16 protein-coding genes are annotated in these 20,501 nt (G+C 34.3%); 1 reads left to right on the forward strand and 15 read right to left on the reverse strand.

The genetic code is table 11. The features are described 5' to 3' along the window. Positions 1–90: 90 nt before the first annotated feature. The 3 genes from QZV12_RS06140 to ribC form a co-directional block, all read right to left on the reverse strand. On the reverse strand, positions 91–471 hold the full coding sequence (locus QZV12_RS06140) for a DUF2304 domain-containing protein (protein ID WP_295618839.1): 381 nt from the start codon (positions 469–471) through the stop codon (positions 91–93). Continuing rightward, positions 472–1,179 (reverse strand): glycosyltransferase family 2 protein, encoded by a 708-nt coding sequence (locus QZV12_RS06145; RefSeq protein WP_295618842.1) that lies wholly within the window; start codon positions 1,177–1,179, stop codon positions 472–474. A 227-nt stretch (positions 1,180–1,406) separates the two neighbouring features. After that, on the reverse strand, positions 1,407–1,865 hold the full coding sequence (gene ribC, locus QZV12_RS06150; protein ID WP_295618845.1) for a riboflavin synthase: 459 nt from the start codon (positions 1,863–1,865) through the stop codon (positions 1,407–1,409). A gap of 314 nt (positions 1,866–2,179) precedes the next feature. Here ribC and QZV12_RS06155 point away from each other — a divergent pair, with 314 nt between their 5' ends. Further along, the gene (locus QZV12_RS06155) at positions 2,180–2,767 is read left to right on the forward strand and encodes an N-acetyltransferase (protein WP_295618848.1); all 588 of its coding nucleotides are present in this window, start codon (positions 2,180–2,182) and stop codon (positions 2,765–2,767) included. Here the strand turns inward: QZV12_RS06155 and QZV12_RS06160 are convergent. The 12 genes from QZV12_RS06160 to QZV12_RS06215 all read right to left on the reverse strand — a co-directional run bounded on the left by QZV12_RS06160 (position 2,764) and on the right by QZV12_RS06215 (position 20,466). Beyond that, positions 2,764–2,904, reverse strand: a complete 141-nt coding sequence (locus tag QZV12_RS06160; RefSeq protein ID WP_295618851.1) for a hypothetical protein — start codon at positions 2,902–2,904, stop codon at positions 2,764–2,766. The genes QZV12_RS06155 and QZV12_RS06160 overlap by 4 nt on opposite strands. A gap of 119 nt (positions 2,905–3,023) precedes the next feature. Beyond that, positions 3,024–3,230, reverse strand: a complete 207-nt coding sequence (locus tag QZV12_RS06165) for a hypothetical protein (protein WP_295618854.1) — start codon at positions 3,228–3,230, stop codon at positions 3,024–3,026. Positions 3,231–3,236: 6 nt separating this feature from the next. Beyond that, positions 3,237–4,283 (reverse strand): hypothetical protein, encoded by a 1,047-nt coding sequence (locus QZV12_RS06170; protein WP_295618857.1) that lies wholly within the window; start codon positions 4,281–4,283, stop codon positions 3,237–3,239. Between the two features lie 146 nt (positions 4,284–4,429). Then, positions 4,430–6,853, reverse strand: coding sequence for a hypothetical protein (locus QZV12_RS06175; RefSeq protein WP_295618860.1), 2,424 nt, complete (start codon positions 6,851–6,853; stop codon positions 4,430–4,432). Between the two features lie 5 nt (positions 6,854–6,858). Continuing rightward, positions 6,859–10,386 carry a phage tail domain-containing protein gene (locus QZV12_RS06180; protein WP_295618863.1) on the reverse strand — a complete coding sequence of 1,176 codons (3,528 nt, stop codon included), beginning with the start codon at positions 10,384–10,386 and terminating at the stop codon, positions 6,859–6,861. A 167-nt stretch (positions 10,387–10,553) separates the two neighbouring features. Next, positions 10,554–11,024, reverse strand: coding sequence for a hypothetical protein (locus tag QZV12_RS06185; protein WP_295618866.1), 471 nt, complete (start codon positions 11,022–11,024; stop codon positions 10,554–10,556). A gap of 12 nt (positions 11,025–11,036) precedes the next feature. Beyond that, positions 11,037–12,287 (reverse strand): hypothetical protein, encoded by a 1,251-nt coding sequence (locus QZV12_RS06190; protein ID WP_295618869.1) that lies wholly within the window; start codon positions 12,285–12,287, stop codon positions 11,037–11,039. 28 nt (positions 12,288–12,315) lie between these two features. Further along, a complete protein-coding gene (locus QZV12_RS06195; RefSeq protein ID WP_295618872.1) occupies positions 12,316–12,963 on the reverse strand; it encodes a hypothetical protein in 648 nt (215 codons plus the stop codon). Between the two features lie 47 nt (positions 12,964–13,010). After that, positions 13,011–14,204, reverse strand: coding sequence for an Ig-like domain-containing protein (locus tag QZV12_RS06200; protein ID WP_295618875.1), 1,194 nt, complete (start codon positions 14,202–14,204; stop codon positions 13,011–13,013). Positions 14,205–14,207: 3 nt separating this feature from the next. Further along, complete coding sequence (locus QZV12_RS06205; protein WP_295618878.1) at positions 14,208–18,647, reverse strand: hypothetical protein; 4,440 nt, start codon at positions 18,645–18,647, stop codon at positions 14,208–14,210. Between the two features lie 208 nt (positions 18,648–18,855). Further along, a complete protein-coding gene (locus QZV12_RS06210) occupies positions 18,856–19,287 on the reverse strand; it encodes a hypothetical protein (protein WP_295618881.1) in 432 nt (143 codons plus the stop codon). Between the two features lie 72 nt (positions 19,288–19,359). Next, positions 19,360–20,466 carry a carboxypeptidase regulatory-like domain-containing protein gene (locus tag QZV12_RS06215; protein WP_295618884.1) on the reverse strand — a complete coding sequence of 369 codons (1,107 nt, stop codon included), beginning with the start codon at positions 20,464–20,466 and terminating at the stop codon, positions 19,360–19,362. Positions 20,467–20,501: the final 35 nt, after the last annotated feature.

Here is a 20,501-nt window from a genome sequence, read left to right on the forward strand (position 1 = left end):
AGAAGTGAAAAATAGTATTTTTTAGATTTATCATTAAAAGTTTTGCCAATGATAAATCTAAAAAATATTATTAATAAAATTAAATGAGAATTATTCATCCTCATTTAAGTCTTCTGATTGAATTTCCTCCTTAATAGCTAAAGCTCTGACCAATTCCGTCATGTTTCTATTTAACTCATCATTTTTCACATATAATCTGTAGATTGCATAAACCAGAACTGCATATCCTACAACAATGAGCAGGTCTAAACCTCTACCAAAACCAAAGAATCCTGCAAGAGGGTCACTTAATCTAGGAGCAAATGCAAAGAAATTTACAATTAAACAAATAAGAACCCATAAAACAAATGTGGCAGGAGTGATCTTTTTAACACATAATCTCCTATAGAAGAATATAATCACAAGTATAGTTGTAATAATTAATAAAACTTGATATGTACGAAAAGGACCTATAATAATAACACTTCCCAATTATATTCTAAATAAATCTAACACCATCTTAGCTAAAATCCTCAAACCAACTATTGCATCAGTACCCTTGTTTTGTGTTTCAGGAGTATAGATTGTAGTGATTGTAACTTCAGACAATCTAAGGTTCTTGTCACTTATCTCCTTAATGAATTCAGATGAAACACCATATCCTCTTGAAACAATATTGATGACATCTGCAGCATGGGCAGTGAATGCTCTAAGACCTGATTGTGAATCCTTAACCTTTCTTCCATAGAATATGAAAGTCAAGGCATTCATAATAAGGTTTGCAAAACTTTTACTGATTGGCATATCTTCAAAAGGTCTTGCACCAATAACAACATCTGCTTGACCATCTTGCAATGGCCTACAAACCTTTGGAATATCTCCAATTTCATGCTGTCCATCTGCATCAAAGGTAACAATATATTTAGCATTCTTATTTAGTGCAACAACCATTCCTGTCTTTAATGCAGCACCTAATCCCCTATTGATTACATGGGAAACTACATATATCTGATCAGGATATTTCCTTTTTGATTCAATAGCCAAATCTAATGTTTTGTCTTTAGAACCATCGTTGACTAAAATAACATTGTATCCTTTTTCAGCTATTCCTTCAATAATTTGAGAAACGGTTTTCTCTTCATTAAAGGCAGGCACAATCAAATAAACATCTTGAGTGAGTTCTGAATTTACGTTTGACATATTATCGAATTTTAAATTGTTTTAATAATTTTTTTAAGTATTTTAATTGAGTTTACTTCTTAGTTATATAATCTTTAAGATTTGATTTTGAATTTAATCAAAATAATCTTAAAGGATTCATATTTAAATTTACATCAAATACATAATCTTAAAAGATATATTTTTTATTTAGATTAAATAATTCTAAATTTTAAGCATTTGATAAATTATTTATATTCAAATAATTATTATAAAGGACCTGCATCCTCTTTACCTTCTCTCATTCCCTTTCCTGCTTCTTTTCTCATTTGTTTAGGATGGAACATCATTTTAATAAGGTTTTGAGCATGTTCACGAGCCCTATTATCAGCCAATTTTTTAAGTTCCTTTGGGTCTTCCTCTTCATCCTCATGAACAAATACCTCTAAAATATGTGTGTTTGTCATGAGCTGTGCACGAATCAAGCCAGTAGAAGCTTCATGAGCACACATCTTGTCTTTTTCCATTGGTCCTGGCATTCCTAATGCCATTACAATTTCACAATCTTCCTCTTCAATTAATTTTTTGCTTGCAACAGGAAGATTCTTAACCCCAGGAACAGTAGTGCGAATAATCTTTAGGTCTGAAGCATTTTTCTTTAATTCATCAATTGCTGCAGCACCCATATCATAACGGGCAAATGTAGTATCTGCAATTCCTATTCTCATTTTATTCACCGTTAAATAATAAATATAAATCAATAAGATTTTTTTAATCTTGTTTTAATAATAAATTGTTTTAATATTTCAATACATAATTAAATATGTAATTAATTATATATAAACATCAAAAATAATCCTTTTACTTTTAACATAATTCTTCTAAAAAAATATTCACTAATAATATATATGAAAAAAGTAGTATATAAAAATAGAAACCAAAACAATCAGACACCATACGAACAAAAATAAAATTATGTAAAAAAATGATTTTCTACAAAAAAATTTAAAATTATATAGGATTATAAACAAATATATCCCTCATGAATGCAGAATATATAAAAAATAATTTTTATTATGAAACATTAAATGAAAAACATGAACTTGATAACTTCAATTCTATTTCAGAAGATTTAAATGAATTCTTAAAAGAGGATGCTTTAAAACAACAAAATGAAAAATTAAGTTTAACAAAATTAATTTTATGTGATGGGGAATTAATAGGTTACGTAACTTTATTGACTAGTCAAATAGAAATTAAAAAAATTAGAGAGAAATATAAAATTAATATTATTAAAGAAAAATTATCTTCAAAAAATGTAAATAATAATTATTTATTACCTTGTGTTTTAATTGGTCGTTTCGCTATTGATAAAAAGTATATGGGGAAACACATAGGACAGAAAATATTTGAATCAATTATGCAAAATCTTAAGGAACTTTCAGAAAAACAGCTGGGTTTCAGATTTATCACATTAGAAAGTTTTGCTAGAGCATATACATTTTATACAGATAAACATTACTTTGTAAATCTAACTAAAGATGATGAAGAAATAAAGAAAAATCTTGAAAAGATAATTGAAAAAGACCCTGAAAGAAAGTTCTTTTTATATCATGATTTAAAAATTTAAAAAGGCACTTTTTTTTGAGATTCCACTTTTTTCCAATAATCTCTTTTTTCTTTAGAAGGTCGTTCATTCATTAGTTTGACAAATCTTTTAGCACTTCTGCCTGTTAATGTTGGTGTGTTATTAATTTTACTTGCCATTATAAAAACCCCTTTTTTTATTAAGTGATTAATATTATGTTTTCATCATTAATATATCTTTTTTATTTCAGAAGACATAATATGTTTTTTACGCGCAAATTAAATAAAAAAATAAAGAATTATTGAACAAATACTTTTCCATCTTCATCAACATAAACAGTTTCAGTTGGATCATGAATATCAAGCCTATGTCTTTCCTTGTTAAGCTCTATCTGTTTCTTAAGTATCTCATCAGTTAAACCTTCCTCTTCAAACATCCTGTTAATCTCTTTTTGACGATTAGATAAATTAACTCGTTTTATGAAATCTTCCTTTTCCCTATCCATCATTAATCACCCTTTGGTTAAGATTATTAAGCTTTTTTGACTTATTGCAGCCATATATTTTTTAAACTCTGAAGCTGTACGATTTTCCACATACCCACAATAGCAAGTGTTAGTGCATTTGTCTCCAAGACTGTTTAACACTTTTTCCACATTATTGGTGAGATTAACTTGATTGCATACTTCATAATGGCCATATTTTAATCTATAGCAATTGTGGAAAATTATGTCTTGTTTAGGATTGGCTAGTATTTTGCCTACTCCCTCCCATCCAATGTCTGAGAAGTTCTTTTCGGTTATTTTTATATTGGTTCCTTTTTTCTTGTTTACCATTGCCACTGCAGTAGCTAGGCCCTGATGACTTGTGCCCGCTTGTGTGGTTCCTGCCCAACTGGCAAGTGTCTTTTGTGAGAAATCAGTTATGCCAAATTTGAAAAGGCATTTTTGCAATGCACTAACTCCACAATAATAGCTTGTGTCTTGTCCCATTCCACCGCATCCTTTTTTGGTTGGGTGTGGTGAACTGTTAAAAGTTTTAGTATTTTTATTGGTTGATGTAGATTGCTTGATGACTTTTTTAGTAGGTATTGTAACCTTTTTAGTATTTGCATTAAACCCTTTATTAAAAGTACAGTAATTAGGCAAACATTTATTATTTTGATAGAACACTATAATTTTAGAAAGGCAATACAGGAACAGTTCAAAACTTACCTTAATCCTGGACTTCTGAGTGGTTATGTACCGTGGAACACGACGATACGTATTACAAAAACTGATGAAATTATTAACCATCATCATGTAATCAGATTTATCAACCTTCTCATCTATAGTGTCAGAAAGCATTTTATCATTGTATACTACCACATTTACAAGGCCATAATCAGAACTCTTGAATTTATCCTGAATACTCTTAGCCATCAAATAAGATACACTATACGGAGATAAAATCACTCCACCAAGATTGCAAGTTTTAGGAATCTTCTTATTCCTCTCCATAAAACTTTTAATCTCCCCTGATTCCTTAATAATCAAATCTTTCTTATACTTTGACAACATTCATTCCCCCTTAGGGATATAATTTTTACAAACACAATCTTTTATTTCCAACTTACATTCACATGATCCATCCAATGAGCAATACACACATTGATTAGGATAGATAAGGTAAATGAAAAGTTTCTGCTTTTTATTAGATATCATAATTAATTCACTGTTAAATTTATAGTGCTGCTGCATGCCCCATACTCCATGCTGCCACCATAATTAAAAGTGACCTTATATTTTCCTTTGCTTAAGTTAATTTTCAAACTAACAACCCCATTGCTATTTGTTTTATGATTATATACCTTATCGAAAGCTGGAATCGTAATGGTCTCTTTTTTATGATGCACTTTTCTTTCAAACTGACTAGTCCTTGTAGTTGTAGTATCTTTATTAGATGCCTTTTCCGTATATTTTGCATGCCCCACACTAGTTTTAATGTTATTTTTTGTATTGTACTTACCATTAGCATCCCGTAGTGCCTTACGCCTACGAGGGTCTTTATCTAATCCTGTTGGAATATCAAAATCTGCATCACAAACACAAGTCAATTCCCCCTCCGCCACATGCTTGGTATTGACTGCAAGACTCCCTATACGGTGGCAGAAAGGACACCAGTTCCTCCAAGTTTTAGTATAATATTTTTGAGTACTCTTCTTGTAAGGATAAGCACTAGTTTTTATACCCGCATTACCTGTCACTGTCAAGAGAGGTGCCTTGGAAGGATCATCAGTTTTTCCCCCACCAACTCTTGTACTAGTAGTAGATTTACTAATTTTACCTGCTTTAGTAGTACTTACATCACGGTCGTTCTTATTTTTAGTTACAGTTGTCCCTTCAGAAGAGGTGATCTTTGTCACTGGTGATTTTCCTGGTTCTTTAGTAACAGTTTTAATCTGATTGCCACTAACTGTTTTAGTGACAGTTTTCACAAGAGACTTCTTACCATCAATGGTTTCATAAGTTTTTATTGTAGTAGTATTCCCTTTCACAGTAGTGGTAACTTCCTGATTGACTTTTACATATTCATCATAAGCTTTTATAGTGAATTTAGTCTCATCACGATGGACAAGGATACTGCAGTCTTTTCCAGAAAGAGCAGCCCCATCTGATTTTTTAAGTGTGGCACTAACAGATTGCCCCTTCTTATATTTTACTGTGGTATCAGAAGCTGTGAGTAGGGTTCCTTCCTGATTGATTTTGGTACCTATATTTGCATTTCCAAAAGTTATTTTAGTTTCACCTGGAAGTTGAGGGTTTTTAGTAATACTTAAAACTTGGGCTTTAATAGCTTTCTCATACTCAGGAATCTTAATTTGTACTTTATCATATAAGTTAAATCCACTATTTCCATCTGTTATCTGTTCAATATCTTTAACATCAACCTCCAATTCTATTTCACTGTACCTTTTTTCAATGAGCTTCATAGCACAACGGTTATAGATAATGTATTTATCCGATTCACTTGTTTCCAATGTACCAACCTTAGGCACAACAATTTGAGCATTTTGATCTAAATCTTTTCGACTTTGAATCTCATCATATGAAACTTCAGTATCAATAGTGTCACGTATAAACAGTTCATTGCTGCGTTTTTCAAATGGTGCATTCCAATAGGCAGTAGCTTTTAAAAATTCCCAAGTGGAATTACTAGAGTTGCTAGTGTCTATGTTATCATTCGGGTTTAGTGGACGAACCCAGTAATTAGATGAAACATTAAAACTGCCTAAAATATTTTCTGCAGCTGCACGAGTACTGGCCTTTACATTGACCTTTTCAATAATCATGGGAACTAATGAACCTTTAGTGATAGACAAGCTTTTCCAATTATTAATTATGGTCTGCAAATCTGACCTAGTCATTTCATTTTCTCCACCACTACTGACACTGTCGAGGCTTAAAACTGGAGCCATAGCCTTATAAGTATCTGATTCATCAACAGTATACTCAATATTATCAGCATTAAAACTAAGGTCTATGACTGTATTAAGATCTCTGCCAACACTAGTAGGTTTTTTGAAATCAAGATAACGTTTTATCACATTCCCAGAGTCTTTCTCATATCTTGTGATGAAAATATTGCTGGTTTCCTCTTCAATTAATCTTAAGAGTTCCAATTTAGTCATTGTACCATTTAAAGCCACTTTCTGAAGACGGTTAGTTAAGCAATCTTCAATATTCTCTGGATCAATATTGAAATACTTTCCAAATTCCTCTTGTAAGAAAGTTGAGTTAATAATTGTAACATTTTCATTTTCCCTCTGTTGGAAAAGTTCCACATAGTTCAATTCAACCAATACTTCCTCTAGTTCCAATTCTATATTATTGTCTTCCCAAAAATCAAACTTATTTGCACTGCTAATGATATACAAGCAAGGTTCCAAACCGTTGCCTCCAGGAATCCATACTTTATTCCCTATCTTAAACAATTCCCTTGTATGGTTTATATTGTCTCCAAGAGGATATATGAGAGATAATCTTCTTAATTCCTTTTCTTCACTTACCTCTTCAATTTCGCATTGCTCTGAATCCAAATACTCTAATGGCTCTTCGTTAGGATTGAGTACAAGTATAGTAAAACTCATTTTCATCACCATCTTTCGTTGAATGTTACAGATTGTATTATAGCTGTGTTTTCACATTCAAAATTATAATCCTCATGCAAAAGGAACCAATCACTATTGAAATCAACTTTATCAGTTATATCAATATCTGGGGAATCCTCACCTTCCTCTTCACTGTATTCATCATCCGCTCCTTCGATTTTGTATGCTTTTCTTTCACCACAGTCAATACGGATAATGTCCCCTACTTTTAATGTTTTATCTGTTAATCTCCATTCTTGATTAGATATTACTTCTTTTACAATGATACTGCCCCCTTGAGCTATAATCCTTACAATTGGATTGACTTTTGCAAGGCCACTATTGGTTCCTGCAGCATTGGTAACAGTAGGCTCTTTGGTATAAGCAGTACCACTAGGAACAACAAGTTTAATTTTTCCTTCATATTCCGTAAATTCCGCAGAAAGGTCTAATGAATCTTCAATTATAAAAGGCCAGACACGATTAGGGGAATGACTAAATTCTATCTCGTTAAGGATAGGCTTGTTAAACTTATCCCGTTTATTGCTTAATAATTTACTTAACCTTTCAACATAGGCTGTGGTTTCCTCGATATCGCAACCAGGAACACGAATCTCTAATTCAATTTCTTTCCCTTTGATGTTGGATCTGTAAGCAAGGTTACTGTCAGTACCTTCAACCTCCAAGTATTTTACATCATTGTTGGTTCCTGGATTAATTGTTACATTTTGTATGAAAACATTATAATATCTGAGGTCCACACCATTTACTTTTGCTAAGATCTTTGATTCCTCAAGATCCACATAATAGAAGACTATCCTTAAATTATTAAATTCAATATGTGTAGTTTGTTCAAAATAGTTTAATAATTGAAGATCAATGGTCAAATCTTCCAATGAAGATAATTTGAAATCATCAAAATCTAATCCCCAAAGGTCAAAACTGCCCCCTAAGTTCACAACCCCTTGGAAAATATCTTCCTCTAAGAATACTGATTCTATGTTGATGCTTCTTGTCCCTTCTTTAGAGAAGAGCGGGCTTTTAAGGGCACACATGATACTGACGGGATTGTCACAAGTGAGAACATCAAACAATACGCTAACCCCCTGTATGACTCTATTATCCTCATCTGATTCCAGGAAATTAGTTAAATCTATATCATAAAGTTTTGCAATATCTGTAACCTGTCCTGGTTGAAGGTCAATAGAACATGATTTTTCAAAATCAGCAATTTCTTTTATAGGGTATTCATACACACCAGGAAGTTCAGCATTTTCCCGATAATCTGCCTCTATAAGACATGGGTAAGTGTATTCAATTGTTATTTCTTCTGCATTAGCTTCAATATATTCTCCAGTGATGAGGAAAATGAGAGGGTATTGGTCTGAATAGAAGAACTTAACTTGAATGTCTTCCCAATTATTAGCAGAACTTATTGGTTCAGACCATTCCGCATTTTCCAATAGATAACCGTCTATATGATCTATATCAAAATCCAAATTAAAATTACTGATTTTAACAGAACCTCCTCCCCATTTTTGAAAGCCAATAGTATTATAACAATTAGAAAGGCCATTAACTGTGTAAAATAATTCATCATTAATATAAATGAATGCCATATTGTTGTCACGGATTATTTTAATATTATTTACTCCATATTTAAAGTAATTCTTTGGTCCAGTATACAACTTAGTGGGTTCCCCTTCTTGATCGTAGGATTCAATGAATGTATTTTCCACATCTGTTATGAAACCATACCATGAGCATTTATTTGCTAGTGTGCTAGATGGATCGCCGAATAAGAGAAAACCTACGCGTGTACTTGTTGTAGTGTCCAAGTCAAAAGAAAGAGTATAATAATTACTATTGATGAACTCCCTATTTAATCCGAAACAACATACAGAGTTGGCTTTGATTGCATTATCTTCTATCGTTACAGTGTTTGCATTGCCTTCTATAAGATTTCTCCAATAATCTGCATTAATGATATCGATTGAATTTTGAGTAGAAACTTCTGGAAAGTTTGTGTTAAACACTCCGAGACGATAATTATAATCATATGATTCTATAATGTCTTCATTACCTTGGTCTATGACAAGTTTCATTAAAGAGGATAAAGTGTATTCTTTACTGTTACCTAAACGGTCCCTAATTTGTTCATCCGCCACTATCTTAGTGAAGTAAGGCAACGTGAGATAGGAAGGCTTAACTATTATTGTGTGGGTGATTGTATTATCATCACCGGCAGCTGTTATGGAATATCTTCCAACATCCGAAAAAGATAGGGTGGCCGTGAAGTGATTTTCTCCTTGATTTAATGTTTTTGTTAATGTGTGTACATTGTTATTTCTTGTTACTGTAAAATCTGAATCATCCCAAGCAACCGTTAAGACTTCTGGAGGAAATGTTACTGTGAAATTAGTTTCCATTTCTATTTGAGCATAACAACCAATTGTAATTTCTACCCCATTTTCAACTGTTGCAATGTTATTATTAGTATTTTCCCAAAAAAGTATTGTTGGAGGATATTCAGATATTATATTTATAGTTGATTGCTTACTAGTTGTTGATTCACGGAATTTAAAACTTTTTGTTCCAATACTCATGATTTTTACTGTGAAAGTGATTGAAACGGAATTGCTGTTACTGAAATTAGCTACCCAGTAATAATTTTCATAATTTTGAGACTCCTCCCATATTCCTTCATCAACTGTTCCATTCCCACTTTTTTTACCTATGAACTGGACCCCATCAGGCATTGTTATTAACATCAAAGTGGTGGCAGTGATCTTAGAAGAAGCAGAGATAGTTAATGTTATGTCCACTGTTTCCCCAAAGTATACTTTAGATTTTGAAACATTTGCCCCCGTTTGAGAAATACTTATAGTATTCGTGTTATTACTGATTACATTACCATCACTTCCAATATTAACTAGGCTACTTCCGCCCTCAGTGAATACAAGTATGTCAGAATTTGAACTGCTAGAACTTGTATTGGTCACCACATTTGTGTAAGTTACAACTATTCGCACATTTCTAAGACGTAACTGTCCAGGATTAGTGCTAGTGTTAGCTGGGTAATTAATAGATACACCAAAAGAACTACTATTAACTTTAGATACACTAGGACTAATGCTCCAAGATACACTATACTCTGTACTGCTTGTTGGTACTGCAGAGCCCTTTTTAGCATCGGCAGTAACATTCAATAAATCTATTGTCGGGGCATTGAATGTCGGATAAGCCCCTTTGATTTTAGGTTTATAATGCCTATAGTACACTGTGATTTTAGTAATTTTTGAAGTGGATGGTATGTTAAATTTAAAATTGGTTAGTTTTAGAGGTGCTGGTCTTGGGTATGTACCATTTTTTCCACTGATTAATGTGCTATTACTAGTTCCTGTACCGCAGTCTGCGAAACTTGCTTCTGTTTTTAGATTAGATAAATTAGACCAGGAACGATAATATTTTCCGCTTGCATATGATCCTGTAGTTTGATTTATAGTGTTTGGTCTTTTTGTACTAGTTGACATGATTCTCCTCCATTTATATTGAGAACATTATGGAAGTTATTACTTTTTCTACATTTTAGCTCATTTTCTATAAAATTATTTCTTTCTTTAATTAATGCACCAACTTTGGATAGTGTTGTATCAGTTTCCTGCACCCATTGGGGTGAATGTTATAGTTTCCCATCAAATCATGGCATTGCACTTGCCAATGGATAAGTTACAGTTGTGTGAATATTCAATGAAGTGGCTGTGGAATTGTTCACTATTTTGATAGTGCCTGAACTTGTAACACTGACTGCACCGAATCTTCCATCACCATTACCCCACACTGCAGATGAATATTTCGGTCTGTATGCAGTGTTTATTGTTGTACTGCTTAATGTTGTTACACCATTGGCAGTCAAACTGCTAAATGTTCCTGTTAATATCACATGAACTAGGAAAGCATTCGAGAATACTAATATTTTCCCGCTTTGCAATGATTGTTTTTGTGTGAATTTCAATTCATCCTCAGTATAATACCTGTCATCATGGGTGTGTCCAGTATCAGATTTACCTTCAAATAATGTGTTGTGTGCAGAAGCAGCAGTATTATGTGAACTTATACAATCATTGATTTTATTAACCATAGCATCAATAAAAGCACTGACAGAAGACATATTATACCTCCATTATGTTAATGCAGCAGTGATAGCATCCAAATAATCTTCAATCTCAGAGTCAATATCACTAATGGTTAAATTTGAACTGCCTGCACTATTCCAATTGTTAATATCGGCTGAAGTAATTCCTTTAGCGGGAGAAGAATTCCAATTATCTGCATAACCTAAAGATGTTTGAACTGCACTGGCAAGTTTTGTTTTAGTGATTCCTCCATTTTTTACACTGAATTGACCATTGCTTAATTGTAAAGTGCTGTTATCTGCAGTGTAAGTGGTATCCTCTACAAGATCAGATACGAGGATGTACATATGTTCATCAGTAGCATTGCCATCTTTTGCATTAATGACAAAATCTATATACTTATCCCCAACAGCATAACCAGAAACAGGATTATCCGCTGTGGTGCAAGACTTGACTTGACCAGATTTGACCAGGAAATCCTTTGGAATATTGATTTTAGATCCAACTTGACTTCCTCCTTGCTTGACAACATATGTTTTAGCAAAACCTGATTCCGCAGTGGCCTGCTCCTCAACGGTTACTGTCTTACTTTCCAATGATTGGTGACTGGTTAAGAATCCGCTGTCATTAGTAAGGTCTGATGTTTTAGTTGGTATGGTAGGTTTTGCCTCAGTGGTTATTTTACCATTTGCATCAGTTACTACATTCTTGTTTGCTTGTGCAGTAGAACCCACTTGCCCATTGTTTTGAAGATTCCCATGTGTGTGGCTTGTAGGAGTACGGGCATCAGATAGTCTACTATCAGTGGTTTGAACATAATTTTCTAAGCTTTGATGTTCAGTTAAATAATTGCTGTGAGTGTGATTACCTTCTGCAAATTGTCCACTACTAGACCCAAATGCACCAACCGTAATTTTTCCACTTGTACCTGTAATCAAAGGTTTTCCACTAGCAGTTCCTAATTTACCATCATTGCTGATATCCCCATGTGAATGAGAACTGCTTGCTTTCCCATCAAGTGAATCTTTAACAAGCTTTTCAGTAGGGTACCGGGTATTATTAGTTGTATTATTCCAACTGGAAGTCTTATTACTGGTGTTTTCTTTACCACTAATATCTTGGTGACTTGTAAGGAATCCCAAACCACTAATATAATTTTTAACTGCTTGTACAGTAGGATAACTTACAGTATCTGTGCTGAAATCCCCACTAATATCTGTTTTTTTGTTTGCTACTTTATTTTCAAACTTATCTTTTAAAGCATTTACGAATGCAGTTACTTTAGTATTATCAACCATTTTATAACACTCCTTTATTTTAAACTTTTTATATTATTCTGATGTTTTCAGTTAAACTATCTAAAAAAATTTCTAAATCGCAATCCACATTATTTTCAAAATCTGTCACATCAACAACTACATGATTATGAATTTTATCCGCTTTATTATCAAAGAGATAATCTGTTTCAGATTTCTTGTAATAATCATCTAAAAAAGTGGATAAGGGTAAAACTTGCAGTACAATATTATCACTTTTACAGAGAATATTATCATCTTCAATAGTTATTTCATCATATTTATTGCCTATAGAATCAAATAACCTGGTGAAAATATCTATATCTCCATCTTCAGAGAGATTAGAGATATCTGTTGTGAACCCACTATCATGTAATTTGATTGTTACTTCTTGAGTTGTGATTCTTACTTCTGAACCTCCCACATATACTAATCCATATATTGTGAAACGGAAGCTTGAACCTTCCAGAACAACTGACGGAACTTTTATAGTATATTTTTCCAATTCCTCATCATAGGTTAAAATATTTAAGTAGTTTTTTTCATTATGCTTAAAAATAATATACTTTGGAGAGAAAGAATCCCACTGTTCATCAAAAGAAAAATGGAATTCTAAAAAATTTAATGTATGATTTACAAGGTATTCAGTATTTTTCTTGATTATTCTCTGTTTTACCACATCAAAATTTAAAATAATCATATTTTATTCCTCCCTTTCACATATTTTTAAGGCACTGTGACTGTTGTAGTGGTTGTAGTTGCTGTAAACTGATTTGTTGCACTGGTATTAACCACTACCGAATGGGTTCCTTTACCCAGTGGCCAACCGGAAATAACTACTGATCCGCTTGAGTTTGTTGTATCACTAATGTCAATATTTCCGATTATGACAGTTATGGGAAGTCCTGCTACTGGATTTGTTTTATAATAAACATCTACTTCTAAAACCCCAGTATACAATTGTGAGGCGGCATTAAGTAAGTCTGTGGTTTCATATGAAACGTAAACCTCCAGTTGTGAACCATTATATGCTCCAATAGTTTCAGTGCGGGATGCATACATATTATTTCCAGGGAAATAAACAGTAAGTGTATGTTCCCCTGAATCCAGATTGCTTATAGTATAAATTTCCCCATTAGCCGTGCTTGTTCCTGTGTCAAATAATTGGTCATCTAATGTTATTGAATAGGATAATCCCGTTATTGGCTGATCATTATGGTTAACCAATTGGACTTTGAATTGTATCTCATCATTATATTCAGTGTTGCTTCCAACATAACTATCAGAACCTCCAACATTGTTATATCCAGTATCAGCATCAGCTATGCTTCCATCATTCCCAGAATCAGATACATTATTAATCCAAATGTTTACTGGTTTTTTAGAAACAGAAATCTCCTCAAAAGATTCTGATGAATGATACCTATTGGTTGCGACACTACGGGCCGTGATAGTATATTCCCCCATGCTATCAAAGGAATAATTGAAACTGACTACCCCATTAGTTGTGCTTGCATAAACATCATTATTTCCTGTATTGTTTCCATTAGTAATACAATCATTTCCACACTTGAAAGCAATAGCCCCATCCAATAGGTTACCATTATTATCACGGAGAGTAGCAGTAATAGTCACTCCATCACCCACATAAAGAGCGTTGGCACTTACATCTAAAGTCAAACTAGTATCATAAAGACTGCCTAAAACATTCATCTGGAAAATAGGGAACTGTAAATTATCATAATCCACTGTCATTGGAGGGCAATATTGATTACCTTCCTCTGGAGTTATAGGGTGTTCCTCATCGAGTAAGGGTATAACATTAGAATTAACTTCAACCATATCTAAAACATTAGAATTATTATTCATCACATTTCCTAAAGCACGTGCCTTATCTGGATATATTATAAATGTTTTCATAATTTATGCTCCTAAACCTTTGCTACGATTTCCTTTACGTTCAAATCTCACTTTTGCACGATGGTCTGCAATCTGGAATTTCACATTATTAGCCAATTGCTTAACAAACCTTTCATTGTTAGGTGCATCGTTGATCATGCGAGCAAGTTTAGCCTCATCAATACCTTGTGGTAGGCCTTCAAATTCATGCTTATGAATGATTTCTAATTTTCCACCGATTTGAACATCATCAGAACCAATATAATTATCATTATTGCTTTCACGAAGGCTTTTAAATGGAGAGGGCCCTGTACCATAACCATGCACCTTAGGACTGGTGAGGCTTCCATGACGCATACTAACACTGTCCATGATACGGCCACCAATACGTGCAACAAAATGACCTTCACCTTTACCTGCAACACCTGCTATACCACCGCTGCTTGTTCCCCAGTAACAGTGAACCTTTGATGCTGGCAAACCACAAGTCCTTGCAAGTGCTATAATCATATCACTACCATCACTACAGTTCATTACACCATGATTAAGTGCATTTAACCAACTACCATACCTTTCGCTATTAGCATAGTAACCATAACTAGTTGAGTTTACTAATGCATAGGCCATATTGATAAAATCATTCATACCAATACGGGGAGTTCCATTCTCAAAGTCTTTCAAATGGAAAGTCAATCCACTACTGACACGATTTGCCAACCTTGGGCCTTTCATGCTCCAGTTACGTGCAGTCTTTTTAATCTTGTCAATGTTTGGTTTTGCAGTGTTCTCCCATGCACCAAAACTTGCACGAGACAAGCCACCAAGATTAAATGGTGATAAGACACCAGTCTCAAATAAGGTTCTCACATCAATATTAGACCCATCACTGATGAAATCTGTTAAACCTTTTAAAACAGGATTATTTTGTACAGATCTGACAGTGATTGTTCTAGGCATATGATTTTCTCTCATAGTGGCATTGGCTAATCTACTGCTCATCACTCTCATGGAGTGGCCATTGCTTACAAGTCTTGAGCCTCTGCCTGTACCTCTTCTTTCCTCTTTAGGTCCTGGTCCAGTACCCCATCTGCTAGGGTTTTGCAATTTACCATAAAATCCTCCAATGGTTTTACCTAAAGTATTGAAGTGTGCTGTCGCATCGGAATCTATTTTTCTAGCTGCAGATACAATGCTGGTTCTCATACTATTCCAAGCTTTAACCATCTGCCCAGTTACAGTAGTTGTACTGTTTCGCATTTTGCTTAATTGAGTCTTTGTAGTGTTAGTGTTTTGATTTAAAGAGGTTTTATTAGTCTTTAAAATAGTTGACAAAGTACTGTTAACGTGACTGTAAATCTTTTTCATCATAGTTTCTTCATTCAAACTGATATTGTTAAAGGATTGTGTGTTCATATATTGCAAGTCTTGCAAGTCTGTTCCTACAAGATTATTCATAGTGTCATAGGCAGTTGTTACAGTATCAGTGATGGCCTTTGTATCTGGAGCTTCAAGCTGTGGAGTGACTGTGCTTGCCAATGGCATAGTTGGAGTGTTTGAAGCGATTTCTGGAGTCATCACTTCAAGACTGCTCATATCCTCTGATTCAAAACCACTAATTATATTGCTAGCGAATGTTTTAGCGTTTTCATATGCTAATTTTGCTTTTTCGCCAATGCTTCTGGTACTGATGTCTTGGAATTCAATCCCTATTTTCTCTTGCAATATACCTGGTGAATGAATGCCTAATATATCAAGTACCTTGTTCTTTACACCATTGGCAAAATCAGCTGCCTTTTGAATTACATGACTTGCAGCTTCACCGATTTTTCCCCCTATATTAAAGAATTCTGTGTAAACCTTTCCAGGCAACCCTTGAATATTATTAACAACACTATTTACTGTATTTGTTGCTGCATTCCTAGCATTGTTAGCCCAATTAACAGCACCTGAAGCAATGCGAGAAGCAGTAGAAGTGATGAAACCATAGACTTTTCCAGGTAGATTTCTAATACGGTTCACTATTCCATTCATGAAGTTGGTTGCTGCACGTATTGCAAGTGTTAAGAGTTGTCCTGCCCATTTGGTGATGAAACTTAATATTGTTCCACCAATTGTTACAAAAGCATTACTTATAAGGTTCCAAATCATTGGAATTGCTTCACTAAGACTGATTTGACCAGTTAAAAGTTGAGCAAACACATTAACAATTGATTGAACAGTAGTTACTACAGTACCTATAACACTTACAACAGTGCTTACATAGCTTCCTATGAATCCTGCTATAAAACTCCATACAGTCTGGAACACTTCCTGAACTTTCTCCAATGCAGGGACAATACCTGGACTGCATCCGAGTAGTATGCAGACTATTGGTTTGAGGAAATCATAGATCATTTGACCATATGGTGCAAGGAATGAAGCGATACCTTGGAATACTCCATAGATAGTTTGGAAAACACCTATGGCAGTACGGACTGCATTGGCTACTTGATGGAAAGCAGCACCTACACTATCTATGATTACACGAACAATATCAAACTCTTCACTACTTTTTACAGTTACACCAAAGAAATTCATCACTGCAGTGATTACAGGCCCTAATGCAGATGTTACACTGTTCCAAGCATCACCTAATCCTTTAATAAAACCCTGAACATCAGGATTATTAATAAAAGCACTCCAAAGCCTTTGAATTCCAGCCCAAACAGAGGAAAGCATACTTGGAATATCTTTCCACCAACCAAAATATTTCCCCACTTCATAAACTGCAAGTGCTAATGCAGCTAAGGCGACAATCACTAAACCTATAGGGTTGGCTGCCATAACCGCATTCCACACTTTTTGTGCAGCAGCAACTAAAGTTATCTCACCTGTTAGAACACCAACTGCTAAACTATATGCCCCTGTTGCAGTTGCACTTAACCATTTTGTAGCAGCAGAAATCTTTTGAGCCACAGATTCCCTAAGTGTAGCTAAAGTTAAAGCATCCTCTTCCCCTTTTAAAAATCCTGTAAACACAAGAACTGATTTAGTTTTATCTTTTAAACTATCAAATGCAGATAATGCAGGAGCAATGCTTGGAGCAATAGTAGCAAAACCACTTACTGCCCCTGCAATACCTACAAGACCTTCATAAAGATGAGGGAATTTATCATTTAAACTATTTAACATTTGGACTGCTTGATCAATAAAAGGTGTGAACATTTCCCCAACATGACGACCCGCCACACGGAAATTCTTTTTCAATGTTTCAAGATGCCCTGTTGTTGTATCCAACATTCCATCCATATCCCCTCCTTTTGCAAGAGCCTCATCTAATGCTTTCTGATACCCTTCAACATCGTCGGCAGCACCACTCCAACCAAGATCAGTTAATGTTTCTTTAGTGATTCCAAAGTTTGTCTTCAACATATCAAATTCACCATTGAGACCTCGTCCTGCTGCCTGCATAAGAGTTATTGATTCTTCTCCACTTTTACCCATCAATATAGCTCTCTGCCCTACATCATTAACGGTACTGGAAAACATTGCCAATTCTTCATTAGTCATTCCAGTACTCATTTTAATAGTTGACATTGCTTGTCCGAGGTCATCTAGTGAAACTAAACTATGGTTAGTCATCTCGTCAAGACCCATGAATGTCTTTGTTGAGTTCCCCTGCAGATCCTTGAACACTGCATTAACACCTGTGAAACCATTTAGAAGTTGGTCTCCAGCCTTTGCACCCCCCATTGTGGCATTAGTCAATGCAGTCATCCTTTCACGGTTCATAGCTAAGCCAACAGTCATATCTGTAATGCTGGCCATACCAATACCTCCGATTACAGAACTAATAATCCCTCCAAGACCACTGAATTTATCTCCTAAACTTCTGATTCCTTGGCCTACTCTTGAAATAGCTCCACTAAGTTTAGATTGTATAGTTGAAGCTACGGAGGATATCTTATTTTTTACTGTATCCCATTTTGTACTAACATAAGTTTGAATATTTGTACCTACTAATTGTAATTTACCTTTCAAAGAATCTGTATTGGTCCCTAATAATTGAAGCTTTGCTTTAGAATATTCAATACTTCCAGACCATGTTTTTGTAATGTTATTTAATTCTTTCCATTTTTTCTGAGCGTCATTGACAGGCCCTGATAAATTAATATGGGATGGGAGAGTACTTTGCTCTAAAAAATTTCTAGTTTCCTTATCTAACATACTATATTTAGTAAGAACATCCTGTTGGGATTTAGATAATTTTTTAAAACTGGAGGGTCCTTCATTTCCTATTCTTTTTAATTCAGAATCTAAATTTTTTATTGTTCCTTTATTTAGTTCAAATGCTTTATTTACTTGATTCACAGAATTTTTAGATGCGTTACTAAATTTTTTAACCTGATTCTCAACATCACGCACTTTCTTTGAAGCTTCATCCTGTGCTTTTATAACCAGTTCTATAGTATGTTTTAAACTCATCTTCTTTTTGCTCCTATGAATCAATTATAATTTGTAAAAAAAATTAGTATAAAAAAAATAAAATTAATTTTATTTGACTTTATTCATTTCCTTATAAAGTTTCATTCTCCCTTTAGAAAGGAATAAAGTTTGATATAATGTTAAATCACTTTGCTTATCCGATAAATGATAACCGCAGTAATCCAACCAGATTATCTCTTCAGCTTCATCAGTCCTCAGGAAACTGATCTACAGCTTCTTCAATATTTTCATCTTCGATTCCGCTGATTTCTTTCACTTTTTCAAATATTTCCTCAAATACTGCTCCGGTGAATTGGCCTACTTCTTCTTCGGAGTATTCTTCACCTTTGCAGGTCATGCTTTTGGATACTGCATATCTTTGAGCATCGTATTCTGCTTCGGAGGTTTTTGCGAAGTTTATTTTACCAGTGCTGGTTACATCACTGGTGTTTCTCATTCCTCTTCTTGCTCTTTCGTTAGTGTCGAAAGTTCCCATTGCTCTTGCTTGGATGTTGTTGTATTCTCCAACTTCTGCTTGTGAAAGTGGCCTTAATGCTACGCTTCCATCCATGCTCTTTAATTCTAAGGTTACAATGTTACTTATTCCACTTAATAATGCGTCTTTTGTTAATCTTGCCATCTTTTATCACCAAAAAAAAAATTTATCTTTAAAAAAAAAATTAAATTTTAAAAAAATATAAAGTTTAAAATTTTAAGGCTCAGTTGCCACTTCTTCAATCTCATAAGTGATTTCAGGTACAGTGTTCACTAATCTGCAGTAGCAATCGGTTTTTACAGTACTGTTATCCAATAATTCTGCAGTACCAGTACCTAAAGCGGTAAGGTTGAAGGTTGTTTCAATCTCATCAGACTCACTAGCACTGTATTCCACATTAACTGTACATTTTGGGAAGAACATTTCAAGCCTTTCATTCTGGTTTTCACAAGCTTGAACAATCACACGTAAAGGCACTTTTAAAATTTTACATTGGGACGGGGTGGTAATTGTTTTCTCACCATATTCTGCACCACGAATCAACTCAAGACTGGAAGGATCCAAGTAACTGTTCAAGGATACACGGATGTCCCTTGCCTGTGCAGCTGCCTGCCTTTGAGGCCTACGGCTACCTAATCCTACAGTTCCATCTTGGTTGAAGTTGTTCTTTCCTTCAAAGTTGAAGCTTGTGTAGACCCTTGCAGGATTGTTGATATCTTCATCATCTAATTGTATAGTGATATCATAGAACATTAAAGGAATATCGTTTTCCACTTCTATAATGTCATATTCTGCTTGGTCTATTTCATCGGATTCCTCGTCCATGTAAATCCATTCTTCGTTTTGGTTCATATAGTCATCTGAAACTTCAAGTTTCAAAGATTCCAAGAGTAATCCTTTGATGTGTTTTTGGAAAATATCGAAGGTTGCCCATCCATGAAAACTGGTTAAGTATTGGTCTTCACGGCCATAGAATTCGTGAGTGTAATATGTCACTCCTTCTACAGCAGTGCCAGTTGTACATTTGTATTGGTCAAAGAATGCACGTAAGAAGTGGCCTATACGTGTAAGGTCACATTTCCCAGCAGTGCTTCCTGAAGGTTTGATTGCTCCAGGTCTTGCTCCTTGAACCATACGTGAACCATCATTGTAGGTTACAGGTTCATCGTTTAATTGGAAACTTCCATCACCTAAACGTCTATGGAAATCTGGATCTATATCATCAATATCAAAATCCGGATTAGGGTCTCCATTTGCCAAGTATTCCCCATCGAGTTTTCCATAGGTTTTCTCTTGTTTTAATCCTAATAATCTTAGCACCATAATCATGCACCATCATATCTTCATTAATTTTTAAT

The sequence above is a fragment of the uncultured Methanobrevibacter sp. genome (assembly GCF_902769175.1).
Taxonomy (GTDB): domain Archaea; phylum Methanobacteriota; class Methanobacteria; order Methanobacteriales; family Methanobacteriaceae; genus Methanobrevibacter.

Coding starts and splice junctions, on each gene's coding strand:
- QZV12_RS06145 (WP_295618842.1), bottom strand. CDS start 1,179: ATGTCAAACGTAAATTCAGAACTCACTCAAGATGTTTATTTGATTGTG.
- ribC (WP_295618845.1), bottom strand. CDS start 1,865: ATGAGAATAGGAATTGCAGATACTACATTTGCCCGTTATGATATGGGT.
- QZV12_RS06155 (WP_295618848.1), top strand. CDS start 2,180: ATGAATGCAGAATATATAAAAAATAATTTTTATTATGAAACATTAAAT.
- QZV12_RS06160 (WP_295618851.1), bottom strand. CDS start 2,904: ATGGCAAGTAAAATTAATAACACACCAACATTAACAGGCAGAAGTGCT.
- QZV12_RS06165 (WP_295618854.1), bottom strand. CDS start 3,230: ATGGATAGGGAAAAGGAAGATTTCATAAAACGAGTTAATTTATCTAAT.
- QZV12_RS06170 (WP_295618857.1), bottom strand. CDS start 4,283: ATGTTGTCAAAGTATAAGAAAGATTTGATTATTAAGGAATCAGGGGAG.
- QZV12_RS06175 (WP_295618860.1), bottom strand. CDS start 6,853: ATGAGTTTTACTATACTTGTACTCAATCCTAACGAAGAGCCATTAGAG.
- QZV12_RS06180 (WP_295618863.1), bottom strand. CDS start 10,386: ATGTCAACTAGTACAAAAAGACCAAACACTATAAATCAAACTACAGGA.
- QZV12_RS06185 (WP_295618866.1), bottom strand. CDS start 11,024: ATGTCTTCTGTCAGTGCTTTTATTGATGCTATGGTTAATAAAATCAAT.
- QZV12_RS06190 (WP_295618869.1), bottom strand. CDS start 12,287: ATGGTTGATAATACTAAAGTAACTGCATTCGTAAATGCTTTAAAAGAT.
- QZV12_RS06200 (WP_295618875.1), bottom strand. CDS start 14,204: ATGAAAACATTTATAATATATCCAGATAAGGCACGTGCTTTAGGAAAT.
- QZV12_RS06205 (WP_295618878.1), bottom strand. CDS start 18,647: ATGAGTTTAAAACATACTATAGAACTGGTTATAAAAGCACAGGATGAA.
- QZV12_RS06210 (WP_295618881.1), bottom strand. CDS start 19,287: ATGGCAAGATTAACAAAAGACGCATTATTAAGTGGAATAAGTAACATT.
- QZV12_RS06215 (WP_295618884.1), bottom strand. CDS start 20,466: ATGGTGCTAAGATTATTAGGATTAAAACAAGAGAAAACCTATGGAAAA.